19 protein-coding genes are annotated in these 23891 nt (G+C 62.9%); 11 read left to right on the forward strand and 8 right to left on the reverse strand.

Going from position 1 to position 23891, the window contains the following annotated elements; all coding sequences use genetic code 11:
• Positions 1-10: 10 nt before the first annotated feature.
• The gene (locus F3J24_RS24075; protein ID WP_167011315.1) at positions 11-1489 is read right to left on the reverse strand and encodes an efflux transporter outer membrane subunit; all 1479 of its coding nucleotides are present in this window, start codon (positions 1487-1489) and stop codon (positions 11-13) included.
• A gap of 405 nt (positions 1490-1894) precedes the next feature.
• Here F3J24_RS24075 and F3J24_RS24080 point away from each other — a divergent pair, with 405 nt between their 5' ends.
• The gene (locus tag F3J24_RS24080; RefSeq protein ID WP_167011317.1) at positions 1895-2590 is read left to right on the forward strand and encodes a response regulator transcription factor; all 696 of its coding nucleotides are present in this window, start codon (positions 1895-1897) and stop codon (positions 2588-2590) included.
• On the forward strand, positions 2583-3941 hold the full coding sequence (locus F3J24_RS24085; RefSeq protein WP_167011319.1) for a sensor histidine kinase: 1359 nt from the start codon (positions 2583-2585) through the stop codon (positions 3939-3941). The genes F3J24_RS24080 and F3J24_RS24085 overlap by 8 nt, the downstream gene beginning before the upstream one ends.
• A gap of 130 nt (positions 3942-4071) precedes the next feature.
• On the opposite strand, the gene F3J24_RS24090 is transcribed toward F3J24_RS24085, so the two are convergent.
• Positions 4072-4656 (reverse strand): YSC84-related protein, encoded by a 585-nt coding sequence (locus F3J24_RS24090; protein WP_167011321.1) that lies wholly within the window; start codon positions 4654-4656, stop codon positions 4072-4074.
• Between the two features lie 326 nt (positions 4657-4982).
• Here F3J24_RS24090 and F3J24_RS24095 point away from each other — a divergent pair, with 326 nt between their 5' ends.
• On the forward strand, positions 4983-5372 hold the full coding sequence (locus F3J24_RS24095; RefSeq protein WP_003052449.1) for a DoxX family protein: 390 nt from the start codon (positions 4983-4985) through the stop codon (positions 5370-5372).
• 135 nt (positions 5373-5507) lie between these two features.
• On the opposite strand, the gene uraH is transcribed toward F3J24_RS24095, so the two are convergent.
• Entirely contained in the window at positions 5508-5858 is a 351-nt protein-coding gene (gene uraH / locus F3J24_RS24100) for a hydroxyisourate hydrolase (RefSeq protein WP_003070903.1), read from the reverse strand.
• 324 nt (positions 5859-6182) lie between these two features.
• On the opposite strand from uraH, the gene ggt reads away from it, so the two are divergent.
• Positions 6183-8018 (forward strand): gamma-glutamyltransferase, encoded by a 1836-nt coding sequence (ggt, locus tag F3J24_RS24105; protein ID WP_167011323.1) that lies wholly within the window; start codon positions 6183-6185, stop codon positions 8016-8018.
• A 96-nt stretch (positions 8019-8114) separates the two neighbouring features.
• On the opposite strand, the gene glxR is transcribed toward ggt, so the two are convergent.
• From glxR to gcl, 3 genes are all read right to left on the reverse strand, one after another.
• Positions 8115-9026 carry a 2-hydroxy-3-oxopropionate reductase gene (gene glxR / locus F3J24_RS24110; RefSeq protein WP_167011325.1) on the reverse strand — a complete coding sequence of 304 codons (912 nt, stop codon included), beginning with the start codon at positions 9024-9026 and terminating at the stop codon, positions 8115-8117.
• Positions 9027-9110: 84 nt separating this feature from the next.
• A complete protein-coding gene (gene hyi / locus F3J24_RS24115; RefSeq protein WP_167011327.1) occupies positions 9111-9914 on the reverse strand; it encodes a hydroxypyruvate isomerase in 804 nt (267 codons plus the stop codon).
• Between the two features lie 148 nt (positions 9915-10062).
• The gene (gcl, locus tag F3J24_RS24120; protein WP_167011329.1) at positions 10063-11853 is read right to left on the reverse strand and encodes a glyoxylate carboligase; all 1791 of its coding nucleotides are present in this window, start codon (positions 11851-11853) and stop codon (positions 10063-10065) included.
• Positions 11854-11962: 109 nt separating this feature from the next.
• On the opposite strand from gcl, the gene F3J24_RS24125 reads away from it, so the two are divergent.
• Positions 11963-12880 carry a LysR family transcriptional regulator gene (locus F3J24_RS24125; RefSeq protein ID WP_167011331.1) on the forward strand — a complete coding sequence of 306 codons (918 nt, stop codon included), beginning with the start codon at positions 11963-11965 and terminating at the stop codon, positions 12878-12880.
• Between the two features lie 144 nt (positions 12881-13024).
• On the opposite strand, the gene F3J24_RS24130 is transcribed toward F3J24_RS24125, so the two are convergent.
• Positions 13025-14377 (reverse strand): glycerate kinase, encoded by a 1353-nt coding sequence (locus tag F3J24_RS24130; protein WP_167011333.1) that lies wholly within the window; start codon positions 14375-14377, stop codon positions 13025-13027.
• A 212-nt stretch (positions 14378-14589) separates the two neighbouring features.
• On the opposite strand from F3J24_RS24130, the gene F3J24_RS24135 reads away from it, so the two are divergent.
• The 4 genes from F3J24_RS24135 to F3J24_RS24150 are packed head-to-tail and all read left to right on the forward strand — an operon-like array spanning position 14590 to position 19277.
• Positions 14590-15267 (forward strand): GntR family transcriptional regulator, encoded by a 678-nt coding sequence (locus F3J24_RS24135; RefSeq protein WP_019043607.1) that lies wholly within the window; start codon positions 14590-14592, stop codon positions 15265-15267.
• Positions 15264-16220, forward strand: coding sequence for an allantoinase PuuE (gene puuE, locus F3J24_RS24140; protein WP_167011335.1), 957 nt, complete (start codon positions 15264-15266; stop codon positions 16218-16220). Before F3J24_RS24135 ends, puuE begins: the two co-directional genes overlap by 4 nt.
• 7 nt (positions 16221-16227) lie before the next feature.
• Positions 16228-18003 (forward strand): 2-oxo-4-hydroxy-4-carboxy-5-ureidoimidazoline decarboxylase, encoded by a 1776-nt coding sequence (gene uraD / locus F3J24_RS24145; RefSeq protein ID WP_167011337.1) that lies wholly within the window; start codon positions 16228-16230, stop codon positions 18001-18003.
• Positions 18000-19277 (forward strand): M20/M25/M40 family metallo-hydrolase, encoded by a 1278-nt coding sequence (locus F3J24_RS24150; RefSeq protein WP_043006678.1) that lies wholly within the window; start codon positions 18000-18002, stop codon positions 19275-19277. The genes uraD and F3J24_RS24150 overlap by 4 nt, the downstream gene beginning before the upstream one ends.
• An 83-nt stretch (positions 19278-19360) precedes the next feature.
• On the opposite strand, the gene F3J24_RS24155 is transcribed toward F3J24_RS24150, so the two are convergent.
• Positions 19361-20335 carry a LysR family transcriptional regulator gene (locus F3J24_RS24155; RefSeq protein WP_167011339.1) on the reverse strand — a complete coding sequence of 325 codons (975 nt, stop codon included), beginning with the start codon at positions 20333-20335 and terminating at the stop codon, positions 19361-19363.
• 129 nt (positions 20336-20464) lie between these two features.
• Here F3J24_RS24155 and F3J24_RS24160 point away from each other — a divergent pair, with 129 nt between their 5' ends.
• On the forward strand, positions 20465-21649 hold the full coding sequence (locus tag F3J24_RS24160; protein ID WP_167011341.1) for an MFS transporter: 1185 nt from the start codon (positions 20465-20467) through the stop codon (positions 21647-21649).
• Positions 21650-22318: 669 nt separating this feature from the next.
• A complete protein-coding gene (locus F3J24_RS24165) occupies positions 22319-23806 on the forward strand; it encodes a nucleobase:cation symporter-2 family protein (protein WP_003063711.1) in 1488 nt (495 codons plus the stop codon).
• Positions 23807-23891 lie beyond the last annotated feature (85 nt).

Consider the following 23891-nt stretch of genomic DNA (forward strand, 5'->3'; position numbering starts at 1 on the left):
TGTGCCGGTGCTAATCCTTGGATGCCACCGTGTCGGCCCTGGCCTGGTTCCACCAGCCACCGCCTAGTGCCTGGAAGAGCGCAGCGGTATCGGCCAGCCGGGCCGCCTGGGCCTGTACACGCGCGATCACCGCTTCCTGGTAAGCCTGCTGGCTTGCCGTCAGGGCCAGCGCATCCACCTCACCAGCGGTGAGTTGCTTTTGCACCAGCGTCAGCGCACGCTGCGTGGCACGCTCGGTACGCACGGCTGCGTTCAGCGCTTCGGCATCCGACTTCAAGGCATACAGCGTGTTGGACACATCCTGGAATGCGGCGATCACCGCCTCCTTGTAGAGCGCCGCAGACTGATCGAAAGCTGCCTGTGCAGCCTTGCGCTCATACATCAGCGTGCCGCCCGCAAACAGCGTCTGACTCATCTCGGCAACGATGCTCCAGAACGGATTGCCTGTCGCAAACATCTGGCCGAAAACGGCCGCAGCTCCGCCGCGTGCAGCCGTGAGCGAGAACTGCGGCAGCATATTGGCCGTAGCAACACCGATCTGCGCACTGGCGGCCTGCAGCTCGGCCGCAGCCACCCGCACATCGGGACGCTGCTCCACCAGTTGGGAAGGCAGACTCAGCGGCAGCTCCTGCGGCAGCTTCAGCGAATCGATGCTGAACTGGTGCTCGGGAGCCTCGGCCGGCAAACGGCCGATCAACGCAGCCAAGGCGTTGCGCGATTGCTCCAGCTGCTTCTCGAGCTCCGGCAGCTGCTGCTCGCTCTGCGCCAAGGCGGCTTCCACCAGGGCGACATCCAGCCCAGCCACCTGACCCACTGCCAGCTGGCGCCGCAGAATCTCCAGCGCTCTTGTATTGGCGAGCACAATGGCCCGGGTAGCGGCGATCTGATCGCGCACCGACGCCTGCTCGACAGCAGTCGTCACCACATTCGCAGCCAGCGTCAGATAGGTGGCCTCCAGCTGAAAGCGCTGCGCTTCGGCCGAGGCACGCAGTGCTTCGACCGCGCGCCGGTTGCCGCCAAAAACATCGGGCGTGAAGCCAACCGACACCTGCGCCGTGTGCAAGGTGAAGGGTGACTCGCCGGCGTCCTTCTGGCGACTCGGCGTGTATCCGGCCTGCACCCTGGGCAGGTATGCACCGCGCTGCGCCTTCACCATGGCCTGAGCCTGGCGCAGCGCAGCCTGCGCCGCCGCCACGGTCGGGTTGGCCTTGAGCGCCTCCTGCACCAGGGCATCGAGCTCGGGCGACTGGAAGTGCGTCCACCAACGATCCGGCACATCGACTCCTGCCAGAAACTGCTGCGCCTGCCTGGTGCTTCCGGACGCGGCGACGGTGGCGGCAGGAAATGCTTCGCGGGTGAAAACCGCATTGGCGGGCGGTGGCGGCCGCTGGAAATCGGGGCCGACCGCGCAGCCTGTCAGCAGCACCGCCCAGACCGGCAAGCCGAGGAGTCGCAGGCCGCTGTTCGTTCTGAATACTATGGGGCTCACTCTGGAAGTGCTCCTTCCCAGTGCCGCAGGCCTGGGACAAAAAAGGTTCTTACGACAGGGCCGGCACCATTGCCAACTCTGCATCCCACTTATGATCGGTAGCTGCCGGGAGAGTCCCCCAACAGTGCCGACCAGGCCAGGACAGACGGTGTTCTGCAGCTCGTGAGCCGGCGTGACTTCGAAGCAAAACACCACCGATCAAGCGCGGTGCAGGCGTCTGCGCAAAGCAGCAAAGCCAAGGAATCCACGGGCCTTGTTCCCATCGAAGCGCCATGCTCGATCACCATCCGGATTGGCTGTTTTCCCTCTCCGATGTGACAATCGCGGAAGACTTTTTGACTCTAGCAATCGAAGCTTGATCCAGCCCTTCCCCAAGCTTTCTTGAACCTTTCCGGATGACTTGCCATGCGCCTGCTTTTGATCGAGGACGACCTGGAACTGGCCAATGGCCTGGTGAACAGCCTTGCGCAATCCAATTACGCGGTGGACGCGGTGCACACCGGCCACGCCGCCACAGAGGCCTGCAAAACCACGGCCTATGAATTGCTGATCCTCGACCTGGGACTGCCGGATGAGGACGGCCTCAGCGTGCTGCGCCGTCTGCGCAGACAAGGGGTTGCAGCACCCGTGATCATCCTCACGGCCAGATACGATCTGCAAGATCGCATCTCCGGCCTGGATGCGGGCGGTGACGACTACCTTCCCAAGCCCTTCGCGCTGGGCGAGCTGGAAGCGCGCATTCGCGCGCTGCTGCGGCGCGGATCGTCCAACGGCGCGAACCTCACGCTCGGTTTCGGAGACCTGATGCTGGACCCGGCGGCACGCATCGCCACCGTGCACGATCAGGAGCTGATGCTCACGGCGCGCGAGATGGCGGTGCTGGAGCTGCTGCTCAGGCGCCAGGGCCGCATCATCAGCAAGCAGCAGATCATCGAGTCGCTCTACACCTGGGCCAGCGACATCAATCCCTCATCCATCGAGGTCTTCGTGAGCCGCCTGCGCCGCAAGCTGGAGGACGCTGGCGCCGGTGTCGGCATTCGCATGCTGCGCGGACTGGGCTACCGCCTGGAGCAGCAGCCGCGCACTCAAGCCCATGAATAAGTCGACCCGCTTCAGCCTGCGCCGACGCCTGCTGGTGCGCCTGTTCGGGCCCTTGTCGCTGACCCTGATCATTGGTGCGCTGGGCACCATCTGGCTGGCCAGACATATCGCCTCCGTCGTCTACGACCGCTGGCTTTACGACGCAGCCATGACGCTGGCCCAGCAGATCACGCACGACGGCGAGCGCTCCATACTCGACCTGCCCAAGGCAGCCAAGGAGATGTTCGAGTTCGACAGCATCGATGAAATCTCGGAAGAAGTGCGCTCGCTCAAGCATGGCGTCATGCTGCACAACGCCGATTTCCCGCTGCCGCCCAGCGGCCTGGCACTGAACACACCTTATTTCTACGACGGCAGAATCGGCCCGCGCCAGGTTCGCATCGTGGCGGTGCGCCTGCAATATCCCAACGACGAGTTCCTCATCCAGGTGGCACAGACCCGGCGCAAGCACGATTCCATCATCGAGGAAATCCTGCGCTACGCCGTGCCACTGCTGGCGCTGGTGCTGATGCTGGCAGGGGTCGTGGTGTGGCTTGCTGTGGATTCCGGCCTCAAGGTCATTGATAGGCTCACGCGCAATCTGGATCGCTACGAACCCGAGAAGCTGGCGCCGCTGGACAAGGCAGAGGGAGTACCGACGGAGCTCGAACCCCTGCTGAACGCACTGGATCAGCTGATCGCAAGAGTGGCGAACTCGCAGGATGTGCAGCAGCGCTTCATCGCCAACGCAGCCCACCAATTGCGCACGCCGCTCACGACCTTGCAGATACAGACGGAGCGGGCGGTGCGCGAGCCCGACGAAGCCCGGCGGGCCGAAGCGTTCACGCATATCCTCACCGCCGTGACGCGGGCACGCCATCTCACCCACCAGTTGCTGACGCTGGCGCGCTCCGAACAATCCACGCCGATGACGCCGGTGGACCTGGCCGCGCTGGCGCGCGACGAACTCGAACGCTGGGCCGATGCGGCCATTGCCCGCCATATCGACCTGGGCTATGAAGGTCCTGACCGTGGCGTCTGGGTGCTGGGCACGGCAGTGCTGCTGCGCGAGCTGATCGGCAATCTGGTGGACAACGCCATCCGCTATGGCCAGTCAGGCGGCAGGGTGACCCTGAGCCTTCAGTCAACTCCCATCCTGCTGACCGTGGACGACGACGGCCCGGGCATTCCCGCCCAGGAAAGGCCGCTGGTGCTGGAGCGCTTCTATCGCGGCCAGGACGGTCGCGGCGATGGTTGCGGCCTGGGTCTGCCTATCGTCAAGGAAATCGCTGCACGGCATGGTGCGGTGCTGAGGATTCTCGATCATCCGCGAGGCAGGGGAACCTGCATCGAAGTCGCTTTTCCGGAGTGAGCCGGTGGGGTGCGCTGCGCGCTTGCCGCATGACTCACGGTCCCGGCGCGCATGCAGCGCATGCCTGCTGCTGCGGACAACAAAAAACCGGCCGAGGCCGGTTTTTTTGTGGCTGCAAGCCGAGCAAGACTTACTCGACCACCTTGGTGATCTTGGTGCCCTGCAGCGATACCCCGGCCTCCAGGCCCGCGTTGGTCAGCACATAGCTGGTGACGGGAGCCTGGGCAGTCGTGGTGTCCACGCTGCCGTTGGCGCCAATCCGGCCAGCGGCCACGGTGGCATCGGCGCCCACAGACCAGCCATCGCTATGCAGGAACTTGTCCAGCGCTTCCTGTGTGTTGAACACATAGATCACAGCCTTGGACTGGCCACCTGCCTGCCAGCCGATGGAGGCCGCCGTGGTGCTGTAGAAGCCACGGTTCTGACCGCCCACGCGTAGCACGCCACGGCCATGCTCGACCCCCACCACAAAGCTGCCGCCAATCACCGACGGGAAGATCAGCACACCCTTGGCGCGTTGCACCATTTCCTTGGATCCTGGGGCGGTCTGGTACAGGCGCTCCAGCGCTGCATTGGCACGCGTATTGATCGTCGTGGCATCAGCACGGGGCGCCGTTGCGGTTTCAGGCTTGGTCGTGGTGCAGGCCGTCATGGTCAGGGCACCGGCAGCCAGTGCGGCAGCCATCGCAACAGAACGCAGAGAAATTTGACGCATACCTATATCCTTTCATGGGATGAATGTGTAGACACATTTCAGAGGCAGAAGGTCCTGCGGTCCGACATTGGTTCGCTTTTGCACATCCCCCCGATGCAAAGCTGTCAGATGCAGGGTTGGCTCGATGCTAGTCGGCAGCCTTGCCGATAAAACCCGGCAGTTACAGCTTGCGCCATTGGCCTACAGAAGACAAGCGCAGGTGTCGAAAAATACCTACAACAAAGACATGCGCCAAGACCGGGCCTGATCTAAGCGCGATCAACCGAGAACACTGAAATAGGCGCTAGCATTGTTGATGTAGCCATAGCTCGGACCACAGGAAGTTCATGAAGTTCTGGAATTATTTTCACCACCCCAAGGCAGCGCTGGTTGTGCTGCGTGTCACGCTGGCCTTGCTCATGCTGCTGCACGGCTGGGCCAAGATTCGCTATGGCATCGGCAGCATCGAGGCCAAGATCGAGAGCTTGGGTGCACCGGGCTTTCTGGCCTACGCGGTCTATCTGGGCGAAGTGGTCGCCCCCTTGCTGCTGCTGGTGGGTCTGTGGGTGGTGCCGGCAGCCCTGGTGATTGCAGTGAATATGGTGGTGGCATTTGCGCTGATGCACACCCGGCAGATTTTGATGCTCAACAACACCGGCGGCTGGGCGCTGGAGTTGCAGGCCTTTTATTTCGTAAGCGCCCTGGTTGTAGCCATGGCCTATTCCAAAGGCAAATAAGTCATTAAAAACAGGAGCGGCTTGCGCCTATCATCTCTTGGTTTCAAAGCATTTGCATGCTGAAACCTTGAAATGACGTGCGCAAGCCGCTCTTGTTTTTGCCATGTCTCCCGCTTCGAGAGACTTACGTCCCGCTCAGGAGCCGCGATAAGTGGAATAGCTCCAGGGGCTGACAAGCAGAGGCACATGGTAGTGCTGCTCCACATTGGCCACGCCGAAGTCCAGGCTCACCTTGTTCAGAAAGCTGGGTTCCGGCAGCTGCACGCCACGGGCCTTGAAGTAGGCCGCAACGTCAAAGGTCAGGCGGTAGGTGCCGACCTTGAGCGTGTTGTTGTCGAACAGCGGCGCATCGGTACGGCCGTCGTGATTGAGCACCAGGCTCTTGATCAGCGTGGCCTTGTCGCCTTCGGTGGAAAACAGCTCGACGGCCATGCCTGCGGCGGGGCAGCCATTCATGGTGTCGAGAACGTGGGTGCTCAGGCCCATGGAAATCTCCTCACAGGCAGTTTGCCACTGCCCTTGGTTGTATCAAACACACGACTTGCGCAAAACGGGTTCAGCAGGACGTCTGCCTCACAAGGCAGGCCGTTGTTGCATTCCTGTCTGCGCAAGTCCTAAAGCATCTATGCCATCACAAAGTCTGCCCGCGCGCGAGCGCAGCGCTTTGATTTCTAAAGTGTATACAGTTTCTGTACTCCATCAAAGGCTTTTCTGCCTTGACTTTCAGGCACATAGCCAGGTCTGCCCGGTTGGCTTCTTTTCCAGCCTCTATACACTGGTCCGACTCATCAAGCGAACAGGAGACAACGCATGCAATTGCGCACCACCGCCCTGGCAGCCAGCCTGCTCATCGCTCTGACCGGCCTGAGCGCCTGCAGCAGCACCGCAGCACCGGAGGCCGCCCACAAGGACGGCACGGCTCAGGCCAGCGGCAGCGATTCCAGGGCCCAGGCCGCAGCGCCAGCCGTCACCCAGACCGCCGCTGCCCAGGCTGCCGCTGCCGCCTACGACTTCGAACTGGATGTCTTTCACCCCGTCATCGCCAAGAATGGCATGGTGGCCTCGGAGCAGGAGCTGGCCACGCAGATCGGCGTGGACATTCTCAAGGCGGGCGGCAATGCCGTCGATGCCGCCGTGGCCGTCGGCTTTGCCCTGGCCGTGGCCCTGCCCAATGCCGGCAATATCGGCGGCGGCGGCTTCATGATGGTGCACGACGCAAGGAGTGGCAAGGACATTGCGCTGGACTTCCGCGAAGTGGCCCCCAGGGGCGCGTCACGCACCATGTACCTGGATGCCGATGGCAAGGTCATAGACGGCAAATCGCTCCACACCCACTACGCCGTGGGCGTGCCCGGCACCGTGGCGGGCATGACGCACGCGCTCTCGCGCTGGGGCAGCATGCCGTTGGCCAGGGTCATGGCGCCGGCGATTGCGCTGGCGGACAAGGGCTATCCCGTCAGCGTCACCCTGGCCAAGACCCTGGAGCAGGAAAAAAAGCAGATGGGCCGCTGGCCGGCCACCCAGGCCGTTTTCTGGAAGAACGGCGCGCCACTGCAAACCGGCGAGCGGCTGGTGCAAAAGGATCTGGCGCAGTCCCTGCGCCTGATCAGCCAGCAGGGCGCCAAGGCTTTCTATCAGGGAGCGATCGCGCAGAAGATCGCTGCTGAAATGGCGCCGCATGCCAATGCCATCACTCTGCAGGACCTGCGCGACTACAAGGTGGCCGAGCGCGAACCCATACGCGGCAGCTACCGTGGCTACCAGATCGTGACCATGCCTCCGCCCTCCTCGGGCGGCGCGCATCTGATTCAGATTCTGAACATGATGGAGCGCTGGCCCATGAATCAATGGGGCGCCAACAGCGCGCAAAGCGTGCACTACATGACCGAGGCCATGAAGCTCGCCTATGCAGACCGCTCGGAATACCTGGGCGACCCGGACTTCGTGAAGATTCCGCTCAAGGGACTGATCTCCAAGAACTATGCTGGCGAGCTGGCTGCGGGCATCAAGCCCCAGCAGGCGAGGCCCAGCCAAGACATCCGGCCCGGCCGGCCTCAGGCCTATGAAAGCGACCAGACCACCCATTACTCCGTGGTGGACAAGGCCGGCAATGCCGTGGCCGTGACCTACACACTGAACACCAATTTCGGCAGCGGTATCGTCGCCAGGGGCACGGGCATTCTGCTCAACAACGAGATGGACGATTTCTCGGCCAAGCCCGGCGTGGCCAATGCCTACGGTCTGGTGGGCGGCGATGCGAATGCCGTGCAGGCCGGCAAGCGGCCGCTGTCGTCGATGACGCCGACCCTGGTGCTCAAGGACGGCAAGCCGGTCCTCGTCACCGGCAGTCCGGGCGGAGCGCGCATCATCACCACGGTGCTGCAGCAGGTCGTCAATCACATCGACTTCGGTATGAACCCGGCCGAGGCGGCGTCAACGCCGCGCTTTCATCACCAGTGGACGCCGGACGAGCTGCGCGTTGAAAAAGGCTTCAGCCCCGATACGCTGGCCCTGCTCAGGCAGTGGGGCCACAAAGTGGCACTGAAGGCGTCCATGGGCCGCTCGCAGACCATCGAGGTCCGTGATGGCCTGCTGCGCGGTGCCTCGGACCCGCGCAATCCTGATGGAAAAACCATTGGGTTCTGACGCTGAACAAAAAAGCCGCGCTCCCCCGAGCGCGGCTTTCACTTGAGGCGGCTGCTGGCCGTACGCGTGGCCAGTGGCCGCCCTCCCCACCTCTCTTTAGTCAGCCTTCTGACCGATTTCGAAGTTGGCCTGGATTTCCAGGGCACGCACCATGCCAGAATGATCCCAGGCTGCACCTCCGTGGGCCACGCAGCTGTTGAACAGTTCCTGTGCCTGAGCCGTGTTGGGCAGAGACACGCCCAGCTGACGTGCGCTGGACAGGGCCAGGTTCAGGTCCTTCTGGTGCAGGGCAATACGGAAGCCAGGGTCGAAGGTGCGCTTGATCATGCGTTCGGCATGCACTTCCAGGATCTTGGAAGAGGCAAAGCCGCCCAGCAGGGCTTCACGCACACGTGCGGGATCGGCACCGGCGCGCGATGCGAACAGCAGGGCTTCGGCCACGGCTTCGATGTTCAGCGCCACGATGATCTGGTTGGCCACCTTGGCCGTCTGGCCGTCGCCGTTGCCGCCCACCAGGGTGATGTTCTTGCCCATCTTGTCGAACAGGGGCTTGACGCGCTCGAAAGCCGCATCGGGTCCGCCGACCATGATGGACAGGGTGCCGTTCTTGGCACCGACTTCACCGCCGGAGACGGGAGCGTCCAGGTACTGGGCGCCAGCGGCTTCGATGCGCTTGGCGAAGTCCTTGGTGGCCACGGGCGAGATGGAGGACATGTCGACCACGATCTTGCCGGAGCTGCCCTTCAGGCCGGCTGCCACGCCGTCTTCACCGAACAGCACCTTCTCCACGTCGGGAGTGTCGGGCACCATGATGAAGATGATGTCGGCACGCTCGGCCACACCGCGAGCGGTGGTGCACTGGGTGGCGCTGGTTTCGGCGATGTTGGCAGGCACCTTGCCCACGGTGTTGACGAACAGTTGGTGGCCGGCCGCAATCAGGTGGCCGCACATGGGCGCGCCCATGATGCCCAGACCGATAAAGCCCAGCTTGAGAGACGATGCGTTCATGGTTGTACTCCTCAGTTTTCTTGATACTCAAATTCGGCGGCTGGTGGCGCTTTGCGAGCAGGCGCCACAGGCCTTTTCATCCGTTCAGGCAGCCACGGCGACCTTGCTCCAGCCGCCGATCTTCTGCAGCCAGCCCAGGCCGGACTCGGTGCCATTGGCGGGCTTGTATTCGCAGCCGATCCAGCCGTCGTAGCCGATGCGATCCAGATGTGCGAACAGGAAGGGGTAGTTGATCTCGCCCGTGCCGGGTTCGTTGCGACCGGGGTTGTCAGCCAGCTGGATGTGACCGATGCGGGCCAGCTGCTTTTGCATGGTGGCAGCCAGTTCGCCCTCCACGCGCTGGGCGTGGTAGATGTCGTACTGCACAAAGGCGTTGGGCGCACCCACTTCGTCCAGGATGGACAGGGCTTCATCCGTGCGGTTCAGGTAGAAGCCGGGGATGTCGAAGGGGTTGATCGGCTCGATCAGCAGGCGGATGTTGGCGGCGCTCAGGGCGGCAGCGGCAAAACGCAGGTTTTCCACGAAGGTGCGGCGTACCACGACAGCGTCGATACCAGCAGGAACCTTGCCGGCCAGGCAGTTGAGCTGTGGCACACCCAGGGCGTGGGCATAGGTCACGGCCTTGGCCACGCCGGCGCGGAACTCGTCCACGCGCTTGGGGTCGCAGGCAATGCCGCGCTCGCCCGCGTCCCAGTCACCTGCGGGCAGGTTGTGCAGAACAATCTTCAGGCCGGTGGCGTCCAGGCGCTCCTTGATCTCTTCCACGGTATGAGCGTAGGGGAAGAGAAACTCCACGGCTTCAAAGCCTGCGTTTGCGGCACGCTCAAAACGCTCGAGGAAAGGCACCTCGGTGAACAACATGCTCAGGTTGGCTGCAAAACGGGGCATGATAAAAGTCTCCGGTAATCGTTAATAGTTGCAGGCGCTAGACGCCAAGCAAGGGCCTGAGCCGGCCGCGCCGCCCCGCAGCGAAGGCGTCGTCCCCCTCCCGCAAAGAGAGGGGAAGCGGCACAGCCGCTCAGGGGGAGTTTTCCTATCAGTCCAGCAGGGCCAGTGCGCTGGGCGCGTCGGCCTTTTCGGTTGCCAGGTCTTCGAACTCGACCACGTTGTCGATTTCGGCGCCCATGGAGATGTTGGTCACACGCTCCAGGATGCACTCGATCACCACAGGGGTCTTGTGCTCTGCCATCCAGGCTTCGGCCTGCTGCATGGCGGGAGCAAAGTCTTCGGCGCGATGAACGCGAATCGCCTTGCAACCCAGACCTTCAACGACCTTAACATGGTCAACACCGTAGCCGCGGGTCGCATCACCCTCATCCATGTTGATATTGTCGAACGCCAATTGCACGCAATAGTCGATCGAGAAAGCGCGCTGTGCCTGACGGATCAGACCCAGATAGCTGTTGTTCACCAGCACGTGAACATAGGGTAGCTTGAACTGCGCGCCCACGGCCAGCTCTTCGATCATGAACTGGAAGTCGTAGTCGCCGGACAGTGCCACGATCTTGCGCTGGGGATCGGCCACGCGCACACCCAGGGCGGCGGGAGTGGTCCAGCCCAGAGGGCCGGCCTGGCCGCAGTTGATCCAGTTGCGGGGCTTGTACACGTGCAGGAACTGGGCACCGGCGATCTGCGACAGACCGATGGTGGACACATAGGTGGTGTCGCGGTCCAGTGTGTTGTTCATGCACTGGTAAACGCGCTGGGGCTTCATCGGCACGTTGTCGAAGTTCGTCTTGCGCAGGAACTCGACGCTGTTCTTACGGCCTTGGCATTCAGCCACCCAGGCCTTGCGGCACTTTAGCTTGCCGGCAGCCTTCCACTCCTTGGCCACGGCAACGAATTGCTCCAGAGCCGACTTGGCGTCGGAGACGATACCGTAGTCAGGCGCGAACACGCGACCGATCTGTGTGGGCTCGATGTCCACGTGGATGAACTTGCGGCCCTTGGTGTAGACCTCGACCGAGCCGGTGTGGCGGTTGGCCCAGCGGTTGCCGATACCGAACACGAAGTCCGAAGCCAGCATGTTGGCGTTGCCGTAACGGTGGCTGGTCTGCAGACCGCACATGCCGACCATCAGAGGGTGATCGTCGGGGATGGTGCCCCAGCCCATCAGTGTGGGAATCACGGGCACGTTCAGGATCTCGGCCAGCTCGACCACCAGCTCGGAAGCATCGGCGTTGATCACACCGCCGCCGGAGACCAGCAGGGGACGTTCGGATTCGTTGAGCATCTCGATGGCCTTCTCGGCCTGCTTGCGCGAAGCAGCTGGCTTGTAGGCAGGCAGGGGCTCATAGGTGTCGATGTCGAATTCGATCTCGGCCAGCTGCACGTCGATGGGCAGATCGATCAGCACGGGACCGGGACGGCCGGAGCGCATCAGGTGGAAAGCCTGCTGGAAGGCACGTGGTACCTGGGCGGGTTCCAGCACGGTGGTGGCCCACTTGGTCACGGGCTTGGCAATGGAGGCAATGTCCACGGCCTGGAAATCTTCCTTGTGCAGACGCGAGCGAGGAGCCTGACCGGTAATGCACAGGATTGGAATGGAGTCGGCGCTGGCCGAGTACAGACCGGTGATCATGTCGGTGCCGGCGGGGCCGCTGGTGCCGATACATACGCCGATATTGCCGGCTACAGCACGGGTGTAGCCTTCGGCCATGTGGCTGGCGCCTTCGACGTGACGGGCCAGAATGTGACCGATGCCGCCGTGGTTCTTCATTGCAGCGTACAGCGGGTTGATGGCCGCACCGGGCACACCAAACGTCACGGTTACACCTTCTTTTTCGAGCACCAGGACTGCGGCGTCGATTGCTTTCATTTTGGCCATGAGGGTCTCCTAAAAACTTGGTTGAACTTTAGTCAAGACCTTTGCTTGCTGGAAGCCGCTCTCAGACCATAAAATTTATTCCACCCAAGAATAAATAGGAGATGAACCCATGGACAGACTCGACGCGATGCACATGTTTGTGCGCGTGGTGGAGACCGGCAGTTTCACCAAGGTCGCACAGGAATTCGCCACCACCCAGCCCACCGTCACCAAGCAGGTTGCGGCCATGGAGGCGCGCCTCAAGGTGCGCCTGCTCAACCGCAACACACGCGGCGTGAGCCTGACCGAAGCCGGCGCGCTTTACTACGAAAAGTGCAAGATCATCGTCAGCGACGTGGCCGAGGCGGAGAACGTGGTCAAGGTGCGCCAGACCCAGGTCCAGGGTCAGCTGCGCATCGGCAGCTCGGTGGCCTTCGGGCGCCGTGTACTCATTCCGCTGGCCATGGATTTCATGAAGCACAACCCGCAGGTGCAGGTCGATCTGAGCTTCGAGGACCGCTACACCGATCTAGTGGCCAACGGCATCGACGTTGCGCTGCGCCTGGGCAAGCTGGCCGACTCCTCGCTGGGCGCGCGCATGCTGGGCGTCAACCCCTGGGTGCTGGTGGCCTCCAACACCTATCTGCGCAAGCACGGCACGCCGCGCCGCCCCTCGGATCTCAAGGAGCATTCCACGCTGATCTACAGCAGCGTGCAGGGCAACGATATCTGGCGCCTGCGCAATGCCAGCGGCGAGCCGGTGTCGATTCCCGTCACCGGGCGGCTGCGCTCCAACAATCTCTCGGCCCTGCTGGCCGCAGCCCGCTCGCACATGGGCATTGCGGCCCTGCCGCGCTACGTGGCCCAGGACTCGCTCAAGGACGCTCGCGTGGTGGAAGTGCTCAAGACCTGCCGCCTGCCCGAGCAGGAGATCCACGCCGTCTACCCCTCGCCGCGTCTGGTGCCGCAGAAAGTGCAGTCCTTCATCGCCTTTCTGCAGGGCAAGTTCGACGATGCCTGGTGGGAGGATCTGCCACGCGGTGGGTGATTGCATATTGATTCTGCAAAAGAATCAATCCCTGCACAGCGCTATCAAAAACAAAGCAGCTACCGCCCGTTGGGCGGCAACTTCAGTATCGAAAGAACCTGAAATCCTTGATGATCAAGCGCAAGCTGCTATCGATGCAGCGGATCAGAGCACCAGGATGGCACGGAAGTCGTTGACATTGGTATGCGTCGGACCGGTGATCACCAGATCTTCCAAGGCCGAGAAATAGCCATAGGCATCGTTGCGATCCAGGTGATCGCTGATGCGCAGATTCAGCTCTGCCGCGCGCTTGAGCGTGCAGGGCGAGACACGGGCTCCCGCGTTGTCCTCGACACCGTCGATACCGTCGGTATCAGCGGCCAGCGCCCAGACCTTTTCCTGACCTTGCAGGGCCTGGGCCAGACCCAGGCAGAACTCGCCGGCACGCCCGCCGCGCCCCTTGGCCGCGCCGGGTTGGCGCGGGCGGATGGTCACCGTGGTTTCGCCACCCGAGAGAATCACGCAGGGCTTGGCAAAAGGCTGGTCATGTCTGGCCACGGCACGCGCCAGTGCTGCATGGACCTTGCCCACCTCGCGCGACTCGCCCTCCATCTCGTCGGACAGCACATGCACGGCAATGCCGGCCGCGCGTGCGGCGGCCGCCGCCGCTTCCAGCGACTGCTGGGGCGTTGCAATCAGATGCACCTCATGGCCTTCGAAGCGAGCATCGCCGGGCTTGGGCGTCTCCAGCTCGCCGGCTTGCAGCGCAGCGCGCACGGACTCGGGAATGCCGATCTGGTAGCGGTCCAGGATGGCCAGTGCGTCGGCACAGGTCGACGCGTCCGGCACCGTGGGTCCGCTGGCGATCACCGAAGGATCGTCGCCGGGCACATCGCTGATGGTCAGCGTCACCACCTTGGCGGGATGGCAGGCAGCGGCCAGACGACCGCCCTTGATGCGCGAGAGATGCTTGCGCACGCAGTTCATCTCGCCAATCGCCGCGCCGCTCTCCAGCAGCGCCTTGTTGATGCGCTGCTTCTCGGCCAGGTCGATGCCTTCGGCGGGCAGCGTCAGCAGGGAGGAGCCGCCGCCGGAGATGAGGCAGATCACCAGATCATCGGCCGTCAACCCCTCGGTCAGCGCCAGAATGCGCTCGGCCGCAGCCAGACCGGCCGCATCCGGCACGGGGTGGGCAGCTTCCACCACCTCCAGGCGCTGGGCCAGCCCTTCGGGGCGTGGGGGAATGTGCGCGTAGCGCGTCACCACCAGACCCGACAGCGGGGCATCCTGCGGCCACAGAGCTTCCAGCGCCTGCGCCATGGAGCCGCCGGCCTTGCCGGCGCCCAGCACCAGCGTGCGCCCCTTGGGCGGCTTGGGCAGATGACGCGCCAGACCCTCGATGGGCAGGGCATTGCGCACCGCCACGTCATACAGATGACGCAGAAAGCCAGCCGGGTCTTGCTGGGGAACAGGCGTTGCCGCGGCCTGCGCGCGCGAGGATGTATTCTGTGCTTGCATAGCTGCGCATTGTGCATTCGGGCTTTTTTCCCTTACAGAGGGCCCCCAGTCACAACACTGCTGATCTTTGCAATACCAATGTTGCAAGCCCTTGCTCCCATTGGGTTTGCGCGCTTGCGCACAGCTTTCTGCGCCTGAACATCGATACAAACACCATGTTTGGTGAACAGAAACTGTATACAAAACTTGTCTTCAACCGCTATGATGGATTTATGGAAACTTCCACCACCAGTTTCATTGTCGAAAGCCTGACCAAGGCCATCGTCGAGCATCGCCTGATGCCCGGCACCAAGCTGGCCGAGCAAAAGTTGGCCGACCACTTTGGAGTTTCCCGCACCCTGGTGCGCCAGGCCCTGTTCCAGCTTTCGCAGAACCGTCTCATCCGGCTCGAGCCCGCCCGCGGCGCCTTTGTGGCCACGCCTTCGGTGGACGAGGCGCGCCAGGTGTTTGCCGTGCGCCGCATGCTCGAGGCCGAGATGGTGCGCAGCTTTGTCAAGCAAAGCAGCGCCGCCAAGATTCGCGCCCTCAAGCAGCATGTGGCTGCCGAGAAGAAGGCCATGGAAGCCAATGACGTGGGCCAGCGCACCGAGCTGCTGGGCGACTTCCACGTGCGCATGGCCGAGCTCATGGGCAACGAGGTGCTGGCACAGCTGCTGGGCGAGCTGATTTCCCGCTGCGCATTGATCACCCTGATGTACCAGTCTGCATCGGCGGCCGAGCATTCGCACGAAGAACATGCCGACATCGTGACCGCGCTGGCTGCGGGCGATGCCGAACATGCGGTGCAGCTAATGCAGCTGCACCTGGACCACGTGGAAGCAGGCCTGACCTTCGACCGCGATTTGCCAACGAACGATTTGTCGATGGCACTTTCATCCGTATCCCTATGACTTACGATTCCACCGCTTCCTATCCACGCGACCTGATTGGCTACGGCCGCAACACGCCCCATCCCGAATGGCCCGGCAAAGCCCGCGTGGCCGTTCAGTTCGTGCTGAACTACGAAGAAGGCGGTGAGAACCATATCCTGCATGGCGACCCCGGCAGCGAGCAGTTTCTGTCGGAGATGTTCAATCCCGCCAGCTATCCGGCCCGTCACATGAGCATGGACGGCATCTATGAATACGGCTCGCGCGCCGGCGTGTGGCGCATTCTCAAAGAGTTCGAAAAGCGCGGCCTGCCGCTGACCGTGTTCGGCGTGGCCACGGCGCTGCAAAAGCATCGCGAGCTGGCCCAGGCCTTCGACGAGCTCGGTCACGAAGTGGCCTGCCACGGCCTGAAGTGGATTCACTACCAGAACGTGCCCGAGGAGATCGAGCGCGCCCACATGCAGCAATGCGTGGACATCTTTGAAGAGCTCTACGGCCACGATGGCGACCACGGCCTTGGCTGGTACACCGGCCGCGACAGCCCCAACAGCCACCGCCTGGTGGCCGATGCCGGCCGCTTTACCTACGACAGCGATTACTACGGCGACGACCTGCCCTTCTGGATGAAGGTCGCCAAGAGCGACGGCACGACGCACAACCAGCTCATCGTTCCCTACACGCTGGACGTGAACGATATGCGCTTTGCACTGCCCCAGGGTTACTCGCACGCCGATCCGTTCTTCCAGTACATGAAGGACACATTCGATGTCCTGTACGCCGAAGGCAATGCCAGCGGCGACAACGCCCCCAAGATGATGAGCATCGGCATGCACTGCCGACTGCTGGGCCGTCCTGGCCGGATTACAGCGCTGCAGCGCTTCCTCGATCACATCCAGAAGCACGACAACGTGTGGGTGTGCCGCCGTATTGATTTGGCTCGTCACTGGGCCGAGCGTTTCCCTTGCAAGGATTGATTGCGACATGGCTTTGACCCTGGAACAACTGAATGCCGCCGATGCGGCCACCGCCACCGACCTGCTCGATGGCCTGTACGAGCACTCGCCCTGGATTGCCGCCAAGGCGCTGGAGCAGCGTCCCTTCAAGTCCATGGCGCATATCAAGCACGCCATGGCCAAGGTGCTGGCCGAGTCCAGCGAGCAGGCTCAGCTCGACCTGATCCGCGCTCACCCGGAGCTGGCCGGCAAGCAGATGGAGACCAACACGCTCACCGCCGAATCGACGAATGAGCAGAAGAAGGCTGGCCTGACCAACTGCACGCCCGAAGAGCTGGAGCACATCCGCAAGCTCAACGCCGAATACGGCAAGCGCTTCGGCTTCCCCTTCATCCTGGCCGTGCGCGGCGCGCGCGGTCTGGGTCTGAGCAAGGCCGAGATCATTGCGACTTTCGAGCGTCGCATGTTCAACCATCCGGCCTACGAACAGGCCGAGGCACTGCGCAACATCCACCGTATCGCCGAGATCCGCCTGAACGACAAGTTCGGCTACGAACCCGTCGAAGGCAACGAAGTCTGGGACTGGCAGGAACGCCTGTCCACCAACAGCGACCCCGGCTATGCCGAAAAAGGCCAGCTGACGGTGACTTATCTGACCGACGCCCACCGCGCCTGCGCCCAGCGCATCAGCCACTGGATGCGTGAAATCGGCTTCGATGAGGTCGAGATCGACGCCGTGGGCAATGTGGTGGGCCGCTACAAGGCGGCCACCGAAGGCGCCAAGACCCTGCTGACCGGCAGCCACTACGACACCGTGCGCAACGGCGGCAAGTACGACGGCCGCCTGGGCATCTTCGTGCCCATGGCCTGCGTCAAGCAACTGGCCCAGCAAGGCAAGCGCCTGCCCTTCAACATCGAAGTGGTGGGTTTCTCGGAAGAGGAAGGCCAGCGCTACAAGGCCACCTTCCTGGGCTCGGGCGCCCTGGTGGGCGACTTCAAGCAGGAATGGCTGGAACAGAAGGACGCTGACGGCATCACGCTGCGCGAAGCCATGCTGCATGCGGGCCTGTGCATCGACGACATCCCCAAGCTGGAGCGCGACCCCGCCAAGTACCTGGGCTTTGTGGAAGTGCACATCGAGCAGGGCCCCGTGCTCAACGAGCTGGACATCCCCCTGGGCATCGTCACCTCCATCAACGGCAGCGCCCGCTATGTCTGCGAATTCATCGGCATGGCCAGCCACGCAGGCACCACGCCCATGGACCGCCGCCGCGACGCCGCAGCCGGCGTTGCCGAGCTGTCGCTGTACATCGAAAAGCGCGCCGGCCAGGATGGCGACAGCGTGGCCACGATTGGTCAGCTGAACGTGCCTTCGGGTTCGGTCAACGTGGTGCCCGGCCGCTGCCAGTTCTCGCTGGATCTGCGTGCCCCCACCAACGAGCAGCGCGACTCCATGATCAACGACATCATGGCAGAGATGGCGGCGATCGCCGAACGCCGCGGCCTGCGCTACAGCACCGACCTGTCCATGAAGGCAGCGGCTGCACCCAGCGCTCCCCAATGGCAGAAACGCTGGGAAAACGCTGTCGACGCACTGGGCGTGCCCCTGTTCCGCATGCCCAGCGGCGCCGGTCACGATGCCATGAAGCTGCATGAAATCATGCCCCAGGCCATGTTGTTCGTGCGCGGCATGAACGCCGGCATCAGCCACAACCCGCTGGAAGCTTCCACCTCCGACGACATGCAACTGTCCGTGGATGCCTTCACCCACCTCCTCCACCAACTGGCTCAAGAACAGCAATGACCAATATGAATCAAGACAAGCAAGCCACCTACGCCGCCATCGATGCATGGATTGACGAGCACTTCGACGAAGAAGTGAAGTTTCTGCAGGCCATGGTGCAAGTGCCCACGGACACGCCTCCCGGCAACAATGCCCCCCACGCCGAGCGTACTGCCGAGCTGATCAAGGGCTTTGGCTTCGACGCCGAAAAGCACGTCGTGCCCGAGGCCGACGTCAAGGCCTACGGCATGGAATCCATCACCAACCTGATCGTGCGCCGCCCCTACGGTGACGGCGGCCGCACCATCGCCCTGAACGCCCACGGCGACGTGGTGCCTCCGGGCGAAGGCTGGACCAAGGACCCCTACGGCGCCGAGATCGAGGACGGCAAGCTCTATGGCCGCGCCGCTGCCGTGAGCAAGAGCGACTTCGCCTCCTTCACCTTTGCCGTGCGTGCTCTGGAAGCCGTGGCCAAGCCCAGCAAGGGCGCCGTGGAACTGCACTACACCTACGACGAAGAGTTCGGCGGCATCATGGGCCCCGGCTGGCTGCTGGAAAAGGGCCTGACCAAGCCCGACCTGATGATTGCAGCGGGCTTCAGCTACGAAGTCGTGACCGCTCACAACGGCTGCCTCCAGATGGAAATCACCGTGCAGGGCAAGATGGCTCACGCCGCCGTGCCCCACACCGGCGTGGATGCGCTTCAAGCCACTGCGGTGCTGCTCACGGCTCTGTACGCCGAGAACGTGAAGTACAAGCAAGTCACGTCCAAGGTGCCCGGCATCAAGCACCCCTACCTGAACATCGGCCGCATCGACGGCGGCACCAACACCAATGTGGTGCCCGGCAAGGTCATGCTCAAGATCGACCGCCGCATGATTCCTGAAGAGAATCCCGTGGAAGTCGAAGCCAGCATCCGTGCTGTCATCGCCAAGGCCATCGCCGACTTCAACACCCAGGGCGGCTACACCGGTGAAGACGCCGTACGCGTGGACATCAAGCGCCTGCTGCTGGCCAATGCCATGACGCCGCTGGACGGCAACAAGCCTCTGGTCGACGCCATCCAGGCCCACGGCGAAGCCGTCTTCGGCGAAAAGCCTCCCGCAGTGGGCACGCCTCTGTACACCGACGTGCGCCTGTACGTCGAGCGCGGCATCCCCGGAGTGATCTACGGCGCCGGCCCCCGCACCGTGCTGGAATCGCACGCCAAGCGCTCCGACGAGCGCCTGGTGCTGGAAGACCTGCGCCGCGCCACCAAGGTGGTGGCCCGCTCGCTGGTGGACCTGACTGCCTGAGCACCCACTACCGTTTGAACGCCTAGCCTTCTCCAGACTGGACGGAGGTTTTCAAGGAGCCTGGATTCATCCAGGCTCTTTTTTTATGTGTGCGACGCCAGCAGGCTGGCGGGCATTTCCTCAGCATGGCTGAGGTCCACATGTCTGGCCAGAAAATCCAGCACTGCCCGCGTTCTCACCGGCAGTTGGCCGGGCTTGCCCACATACACGGCATGGATGGGCTGCAGATCTCCAGGATTGAAGTCCTCGAGCAACGCCTGCAGCCTGCCCGCGTGCAGATCCTCCCAGGCGTGATAGAGCGACAGCCGCGCCAGACCCGCCCCTGCCTTGGCCAGGTTGGCCATGGCTTCGCCATCATTGACGCGCAGCACCTCTCCCATGCTCACCGTCACCGCCTTGCCCGCCACCACCAACGGCCAGTGCGGAATGGCTCGCGGGTAGTTCCAGCCAATGCGCACATGGCCTGCCAGCTCGTCGGGATGGGCCGGCCTGCCGAGCCGCTGCAGATAGTCGGGCGAGGCCACGATCACCTGGCGCGTGTGACCCAGCTTGCGCGCCACCATGTCCGAAGACGGCAGCTCCCCCCAGCGCAGGGCGATATCGGCACGGGCTGCTATCAGGTCCACGACATGATCGGTAAAGCTGAGATCCAGCTGCAGGCCCGGCCAAGTCCGCATCAACGGGCCCACCAGCGGCACCAGCAGGCGATTGCCGGTGGACGAGCTGGCATTGATGCGCACCACGCCGGTGGGCTGGCCCTGCCGGGTGACCGAGGACTCCAGCGCCAGCCAGTCCGCCAGCAGTGGCCGGCCCTGCTCCAGCAACTGCTCGCCCTCGGCCGTCAACTCCAGCCGCCGGGTGCTGCGACGTAGCAGTTGCACGCCCAGCCGGGTCTCGAGCCGGGCCACGATCTTGCTGACGGCCGAGGGCGAGACCTCGCGCAGGCGCGCTGCCGCCGAGAAGCTGCCCTGCTGGGCCACCAACACAAAGGTCTGCAGCTCCGCAAAGCGGTCCGCTCCCTGCTCCTTAGCGGTCGGCATAGCAATCGATTTCTTCATGAATCACATCATAGAGATGCGATTTATTCCGCACAGGAACAAATGCTTGTCCGCTTCAAGGGCTAGCGCGCCTTCTGCCGCAGGTTCACAGTTCAGCCCTTCGCGGAATTTTCACAAGGACGGTTCTCCATGCCTGCAGCATTGCTTGCGCTGGCCGCCGGTGCCTTCGGCATCGGCACCACGGAATTCATCATCATGGGCCTGCTGACCCAGGTCAGCCAGGATCTTCATATCTCCATCCCCACGGCGGGCACGCTGATCTCGGGCTATGCCGTAGGCGTCGCCGTGGGCGCCCCTGTGCTCACGCTGGCCTCGCGCAGCTGGCCACGCAAGCTGCTGCTGCTGAGCCTGATGCTGCTGTTCATCGCCGGCAATGCCGCCGCCGCGCTGGCACCCAGCTATGGCTGGCTGCTGGCGGCACGCGTGCTGACTTCGCTGACCCACGGCACCTTCTTCGGCGTGGGTGCGGTCGTCGCCACGCAACTGGTGGCGCCCGAAAAGAAAGCCTCGGCCATTGCACTGATGTTTTCCGGCCTGACCCTGGCCACGCTGCTGGGCGTTCCCTTCGGCACCTGGATCGGCCAGCACTGGGGCTGGCGCATGGCCTTTGCCAGCGTCAGCGGCATCGGCGTGATCGCGCTGCTGATTCTGCTGCGCCATGTGCCACGCGCACTGAGCATGCCCAGCCCTCAGGGTCTGACACAGGAGCTGGCCGTGCTGCGCAATCGCGCCATGTGGCGCGGCCTGTTGTTGACGGTGATCGGCTTTGCCGGCGTCTTCACCCTCTATACCTATATAGAGCCGCTGCTGACCCAGATTACGGGAATGGACAACCGCATGATCGCCTTCACGCTGCTGCTGTTCGGGGCGGGCCTGGCCCTGGGCAACCATGCGGGCGGCAAGCTGGCCGACCGCTTTGGCGTGCAGCGCGCGCTGTGGGTGTCGCTGGCCGCCTTGATGCTGGTGCTGATCGCGGGCCGCTGGATGTTTGCGAGCACGCCCCTGGCGATTGCCTTTGTGCTGCTGCTGGGCATTGCCGCCTTCGCCACCGTGGCGCCGCTGCAGATGGGCGTGCTGCAATCTGCGGGCGAGGCCGGCATGAATCTGGCGTCCAGCCTCAATATCGCGGCCTTCAATCTGGGCAATGCCCTGGGTGCCTGGCTCGGTGGAGCGGTGATCGCGCAGGGCATGAGCCTGACTTCGCTGGCCTGGGCTGCCGCTCTGCCCGCGGCCGCAGCGCTGCTCATGACCAGCCTGGCGCCACACCGGGCGAGCTCCGTCCAGTCACCAGCCATGGCGGCAGGCATGCATTAATGGAAGCGCGGCAAGACTGAAGCAAGCGGTGGCTGCCCCGGCAGCCGCTACAACGCATTCCCGCAGCGCATTCCACACCCAAGGCGACCTCGAGGTCGCCTTTTTTGCGTGTGCACCACTTCGGCATGGTTCTTGCACCGCTTTGGCTCCTGTTGCAGCGCAACGCCTCTTGTCGGGTCTCCATGCACGCTTTTGCACGAAGGTGCACCAATTCCGGGCTCGATGCCTTTTTTTGCACCTTCCTCAACGCTAATGCTTGTGATCAGCCTCCACTTGGCAGCCCGCTTTCTTTCACTAGATGTTTCAAGACCCGAAACCTGCGCGCGCATAACCGGAGCCAGATCCGCGCCGATTGCATATCGCGCAAGATTTGCTATGAAAAACAAAGCACCTACCGCTTGATCTCAAAAGGTTTCAATATGTTTTATTCTGAAAATTAGAAAAACAAAGCGTCAGAAGCTACATATTTGATAGCAATCGATAATTACCTTAGATGGTTATGCGTGGAAAACATAACCATTGACATTCCATCCAGAAACTGAAATTTGAGCAGGGTTTACCGCTAGATGCTGTGCGTTATGAGCTGTATACACTTTTTGTATGGATTGCATGCCGTTCGTGAATCGCATGCCAACCTGAAGCCAATATAGAGTGAGGAGACATGTTTTTATGACATCCCAAGTGCATCCCGTGGATGAGGTTCTGCCATTCGGCAAGCTCACCGCCTTAGGTCTGCAGCACGTTCTGGTCATGTATGCCGGCGCCGTCGCCGTGCCGCTGATCGTGGGCCGTGCCCTGAACCTGCCCCCTGAGCAGGTCGCGCACCTGATCTCTGCCGACCTGTTCGTCTGCGGCCTGGTCACCCTGATCCAGGCCATGGGCGCAACCCAGTGGTTCGGCATCAAGCTGCCCGTGATGATGGGCGTGACCTTTGCCAGCGTGGCCCCCATGGTGTCTATGGCACAGAGCACCGGCGGCAACGCCGGCGCAGGCCTGATCTTTGGCTCGGTGATCGGCGCGGGGGTGATCTCCATCCTCATTGCGCCGCTCATCAGCCGCATGCTGCGCTTCTTCCCGCCGGTCGTGACGGGCACCATCATCGCCGTCATCGGCATCAGCCTGATGCGTGTGGGCATCAACTGGATCTTCGGCAACCCCGTGGGCCCCACTGCCCCTTCCGTGCCCAACCCCGAGCACCTGAAGTGGCTGGCCGAGGCACAGGCCATGGCCGGCGCCCCGGGCTCCTCGCTGCCCGCCATTCCCAAGGGATTCTCGGTGCTGCCCACCATGCCCAACCCCAAGTACGCCGATCTGCAAGGCGCTGCGGTCTCGGGCATCGTGCTGCTGTCCATCCTGCTGATCGCACGCTTCGCCAAGGGATTCCTGGCCAATATCTCGGTGCTGATGGGCATCCTGATCGGCGGCGTGATCTCCGTGGCCATGGGTCTGATGAACTTCGAGAAGGTCGCCAAGGCCGAGTGGTTCACGCTGGTGCTGCCCTTCCAGATCGCCATGCCCGTCTTCGACCCCATCCTGATCCTCACCATGAGTCTGGTGATGGTGGTGGTGATGATCGAATCCACCGGCATGTTCCTGGCCCTGGGCGACATGGCCAAGCGCGACATCACGCAGGACGAGCTGACCCGCGGTCTGCGCACCGACGGTCTGGGCACCCTGATCGGCGGCATCTTCAACACCTTCCCCTACACCAGCTTCTCCCAGAACGTGGGTCTGGTGGCCGTGACCGGCGTGCTCAGCCGCTGGGTCTGCGTGGCCGGTGGCGTGATCCTCATCGTCCTGGGCGTGCTGCCCAAGATGGGTGCGCTGATCGAATCCCTGCCCACCGTGGTTCTGGGCGGCGCCGGTCTGGTGATGTTCGGCATGGTGGCCTCCACCGGCATCCGTATCCTGGCCAACGTGGATTTCCGCAACAACAAGAACAACGCCATGATCGTGGCAGTGTCTATCGGCGTGGGAATGATTCCTCTGGTTGCCCCTAATTTCCGTCAGTGGATGCCCCATTCCATCCATCCACTGATTGAATCCGGTATCCTGCTGTCCTCGATTACCGCCGTGGCATTGAATCTTTTCTTTAACGGAGCCGCCAAAGACAACAGCGCTGCCATCAACGCAGCACGAGAGGCTGACGCTCACTAAACGCCAGCCCTAAGCGAACGCTGGCTTACCGGCCAGCCCAAACCCCCTGCCGCCCCACAGTGCGCCAGGGGGTTTGTTGTCGATA

The sequence above is a fragment of the Comamonas sp. Tr-654 genome (genome assembly GCF_011752915.1).
In the GTDB taxonomy this organism is placed as follows: Bacteria; Pseudomonadota; Gammaproteobacteria; order Burkholderiales; family Burkholderiaceae_C; genus Comamonas.

Bases quoted from the DNA above. Each gene is read 5' to 3' on its own strand.
- F3J24_RS24090 (WP_167011321.1), bottom strand. From the start codon at position 4,656: ATGCGTCAAATTTCTCTGCGTTCTGTTGCGATGGCTGCCGCACTGGCT.
- gcl (WP_167011329.1), bottom strand. From the start codon at position 11,853: ATGGCCAAAATGAAAGCAATCGACGCCGCAGTCCTGGTGCTCGAAAAA.
- puuE (WP_167011335.1), top strand. From the start codon at position 15,264: ATGACTTACGATTCCACCGCTTCCTATCCACGCGACCTGATTGGCTAC.
- glxR (WP_167011325.1), bottom strand. From the start codon at position 9,026: ATGAACGCATCGTCTCTCAAGCTGGGCTTTATCGGTCTGGGCATCATG.
- uraD (WP_167011337.1), top strand. From the start codon at position 16,228: ATGGCTTTGACCCTGGAACAACTGAATGCCGCCGATGCGGCCACCGCC.
- F3J24_RS24150 (WP_043006678.1), top strand. From the start codon at position 18,000: ATGACCAATATGAATCAAGACAAGCAAGCCACCTACGCCGCCATCGAT.
- F3J24_RS24130 (WP_167011333.1), bottom strand. From the start codon at position 14,377: ATGCAAGCACAGAATACATCCTCGCGCGCGCAGGCCGCGGCAACGCCT.
- F3J24_RS24165 (WP_003063711.1), top strand. From the start codon at position 22,319: ATGACATCCCAAGTGCATCCCGTGGATGAGGTTCTGCCATTCGGCAAG.
- F3J24_RS24125 (WP_167011331.1), top strand. From the start codon at position 11,963: ATGGACAGACTCGACGCGATGCACATGTTTGTGCGCGTGGTGGAGACC.
- F3J24_RS24085 (WP_167011319.1), top strand. From the start codon at position 2,583: ATGAATAAGTCGACCCGCTTCAGCCTGCGCCGACGCCTGCTGGTGCGC.
- hyi (WP_167011327.1), bottom strand. From the start codon at position 9,914: ATGCCCCGTTTTGCAGCCAACCTGAGCATGTTGTTCACCGAGGTGCCT.
- F3J24_RS24155 (WP_167011339.1), bottom strand. From the start codon at position 20,335: ATGAAGAAATCGATTGCTATGCCGACCGCTAAGGAGCAGGGAGCGGAC.
- uraH (WP_003070903.1), bottom strand. From the start codon at position 5,858: ATGGGCCTGAGCACCCACGTTCTCGACACCATGAATGGCTGCCCCGCC.
- F3J24_RS24160 (WP_167011341.1), top strand. From the start codon at position 20,465: ATGCCTGCAGCATTGCTTGCGCTGGCCGCCGGTGCCTTCGGCATCGGC.
- F3J24_RS24135 (WP_019043607.1), top strand. From the start codon at position 14,590: ATGGAAACTTCCACCACCAGTTTCATTGTCGAAAGCCTGACCAAGGCC.
- F3J24_RS24080 (WP_167011317.1), top strand. From the start codon at position 1,895: ATGCGCCTGCTTTTGATCGAGGACGACCTGGAACTGGCCAATGGCCTG.
- F3J24_RS24095 (WP_003052449.1), top strand. From the start codon at position 4,983: ATGAAGTTCTGGAATTATTTTCACCACCCCAAGGCAGCGCTGGTTGTG.
- ggt (WP_167011323.1), top strand. From the start codon at position 6,183: ATGCAATTGCGCACCACCGCCCTGGCAGCCAGCCTGCTCATCGCTCTG.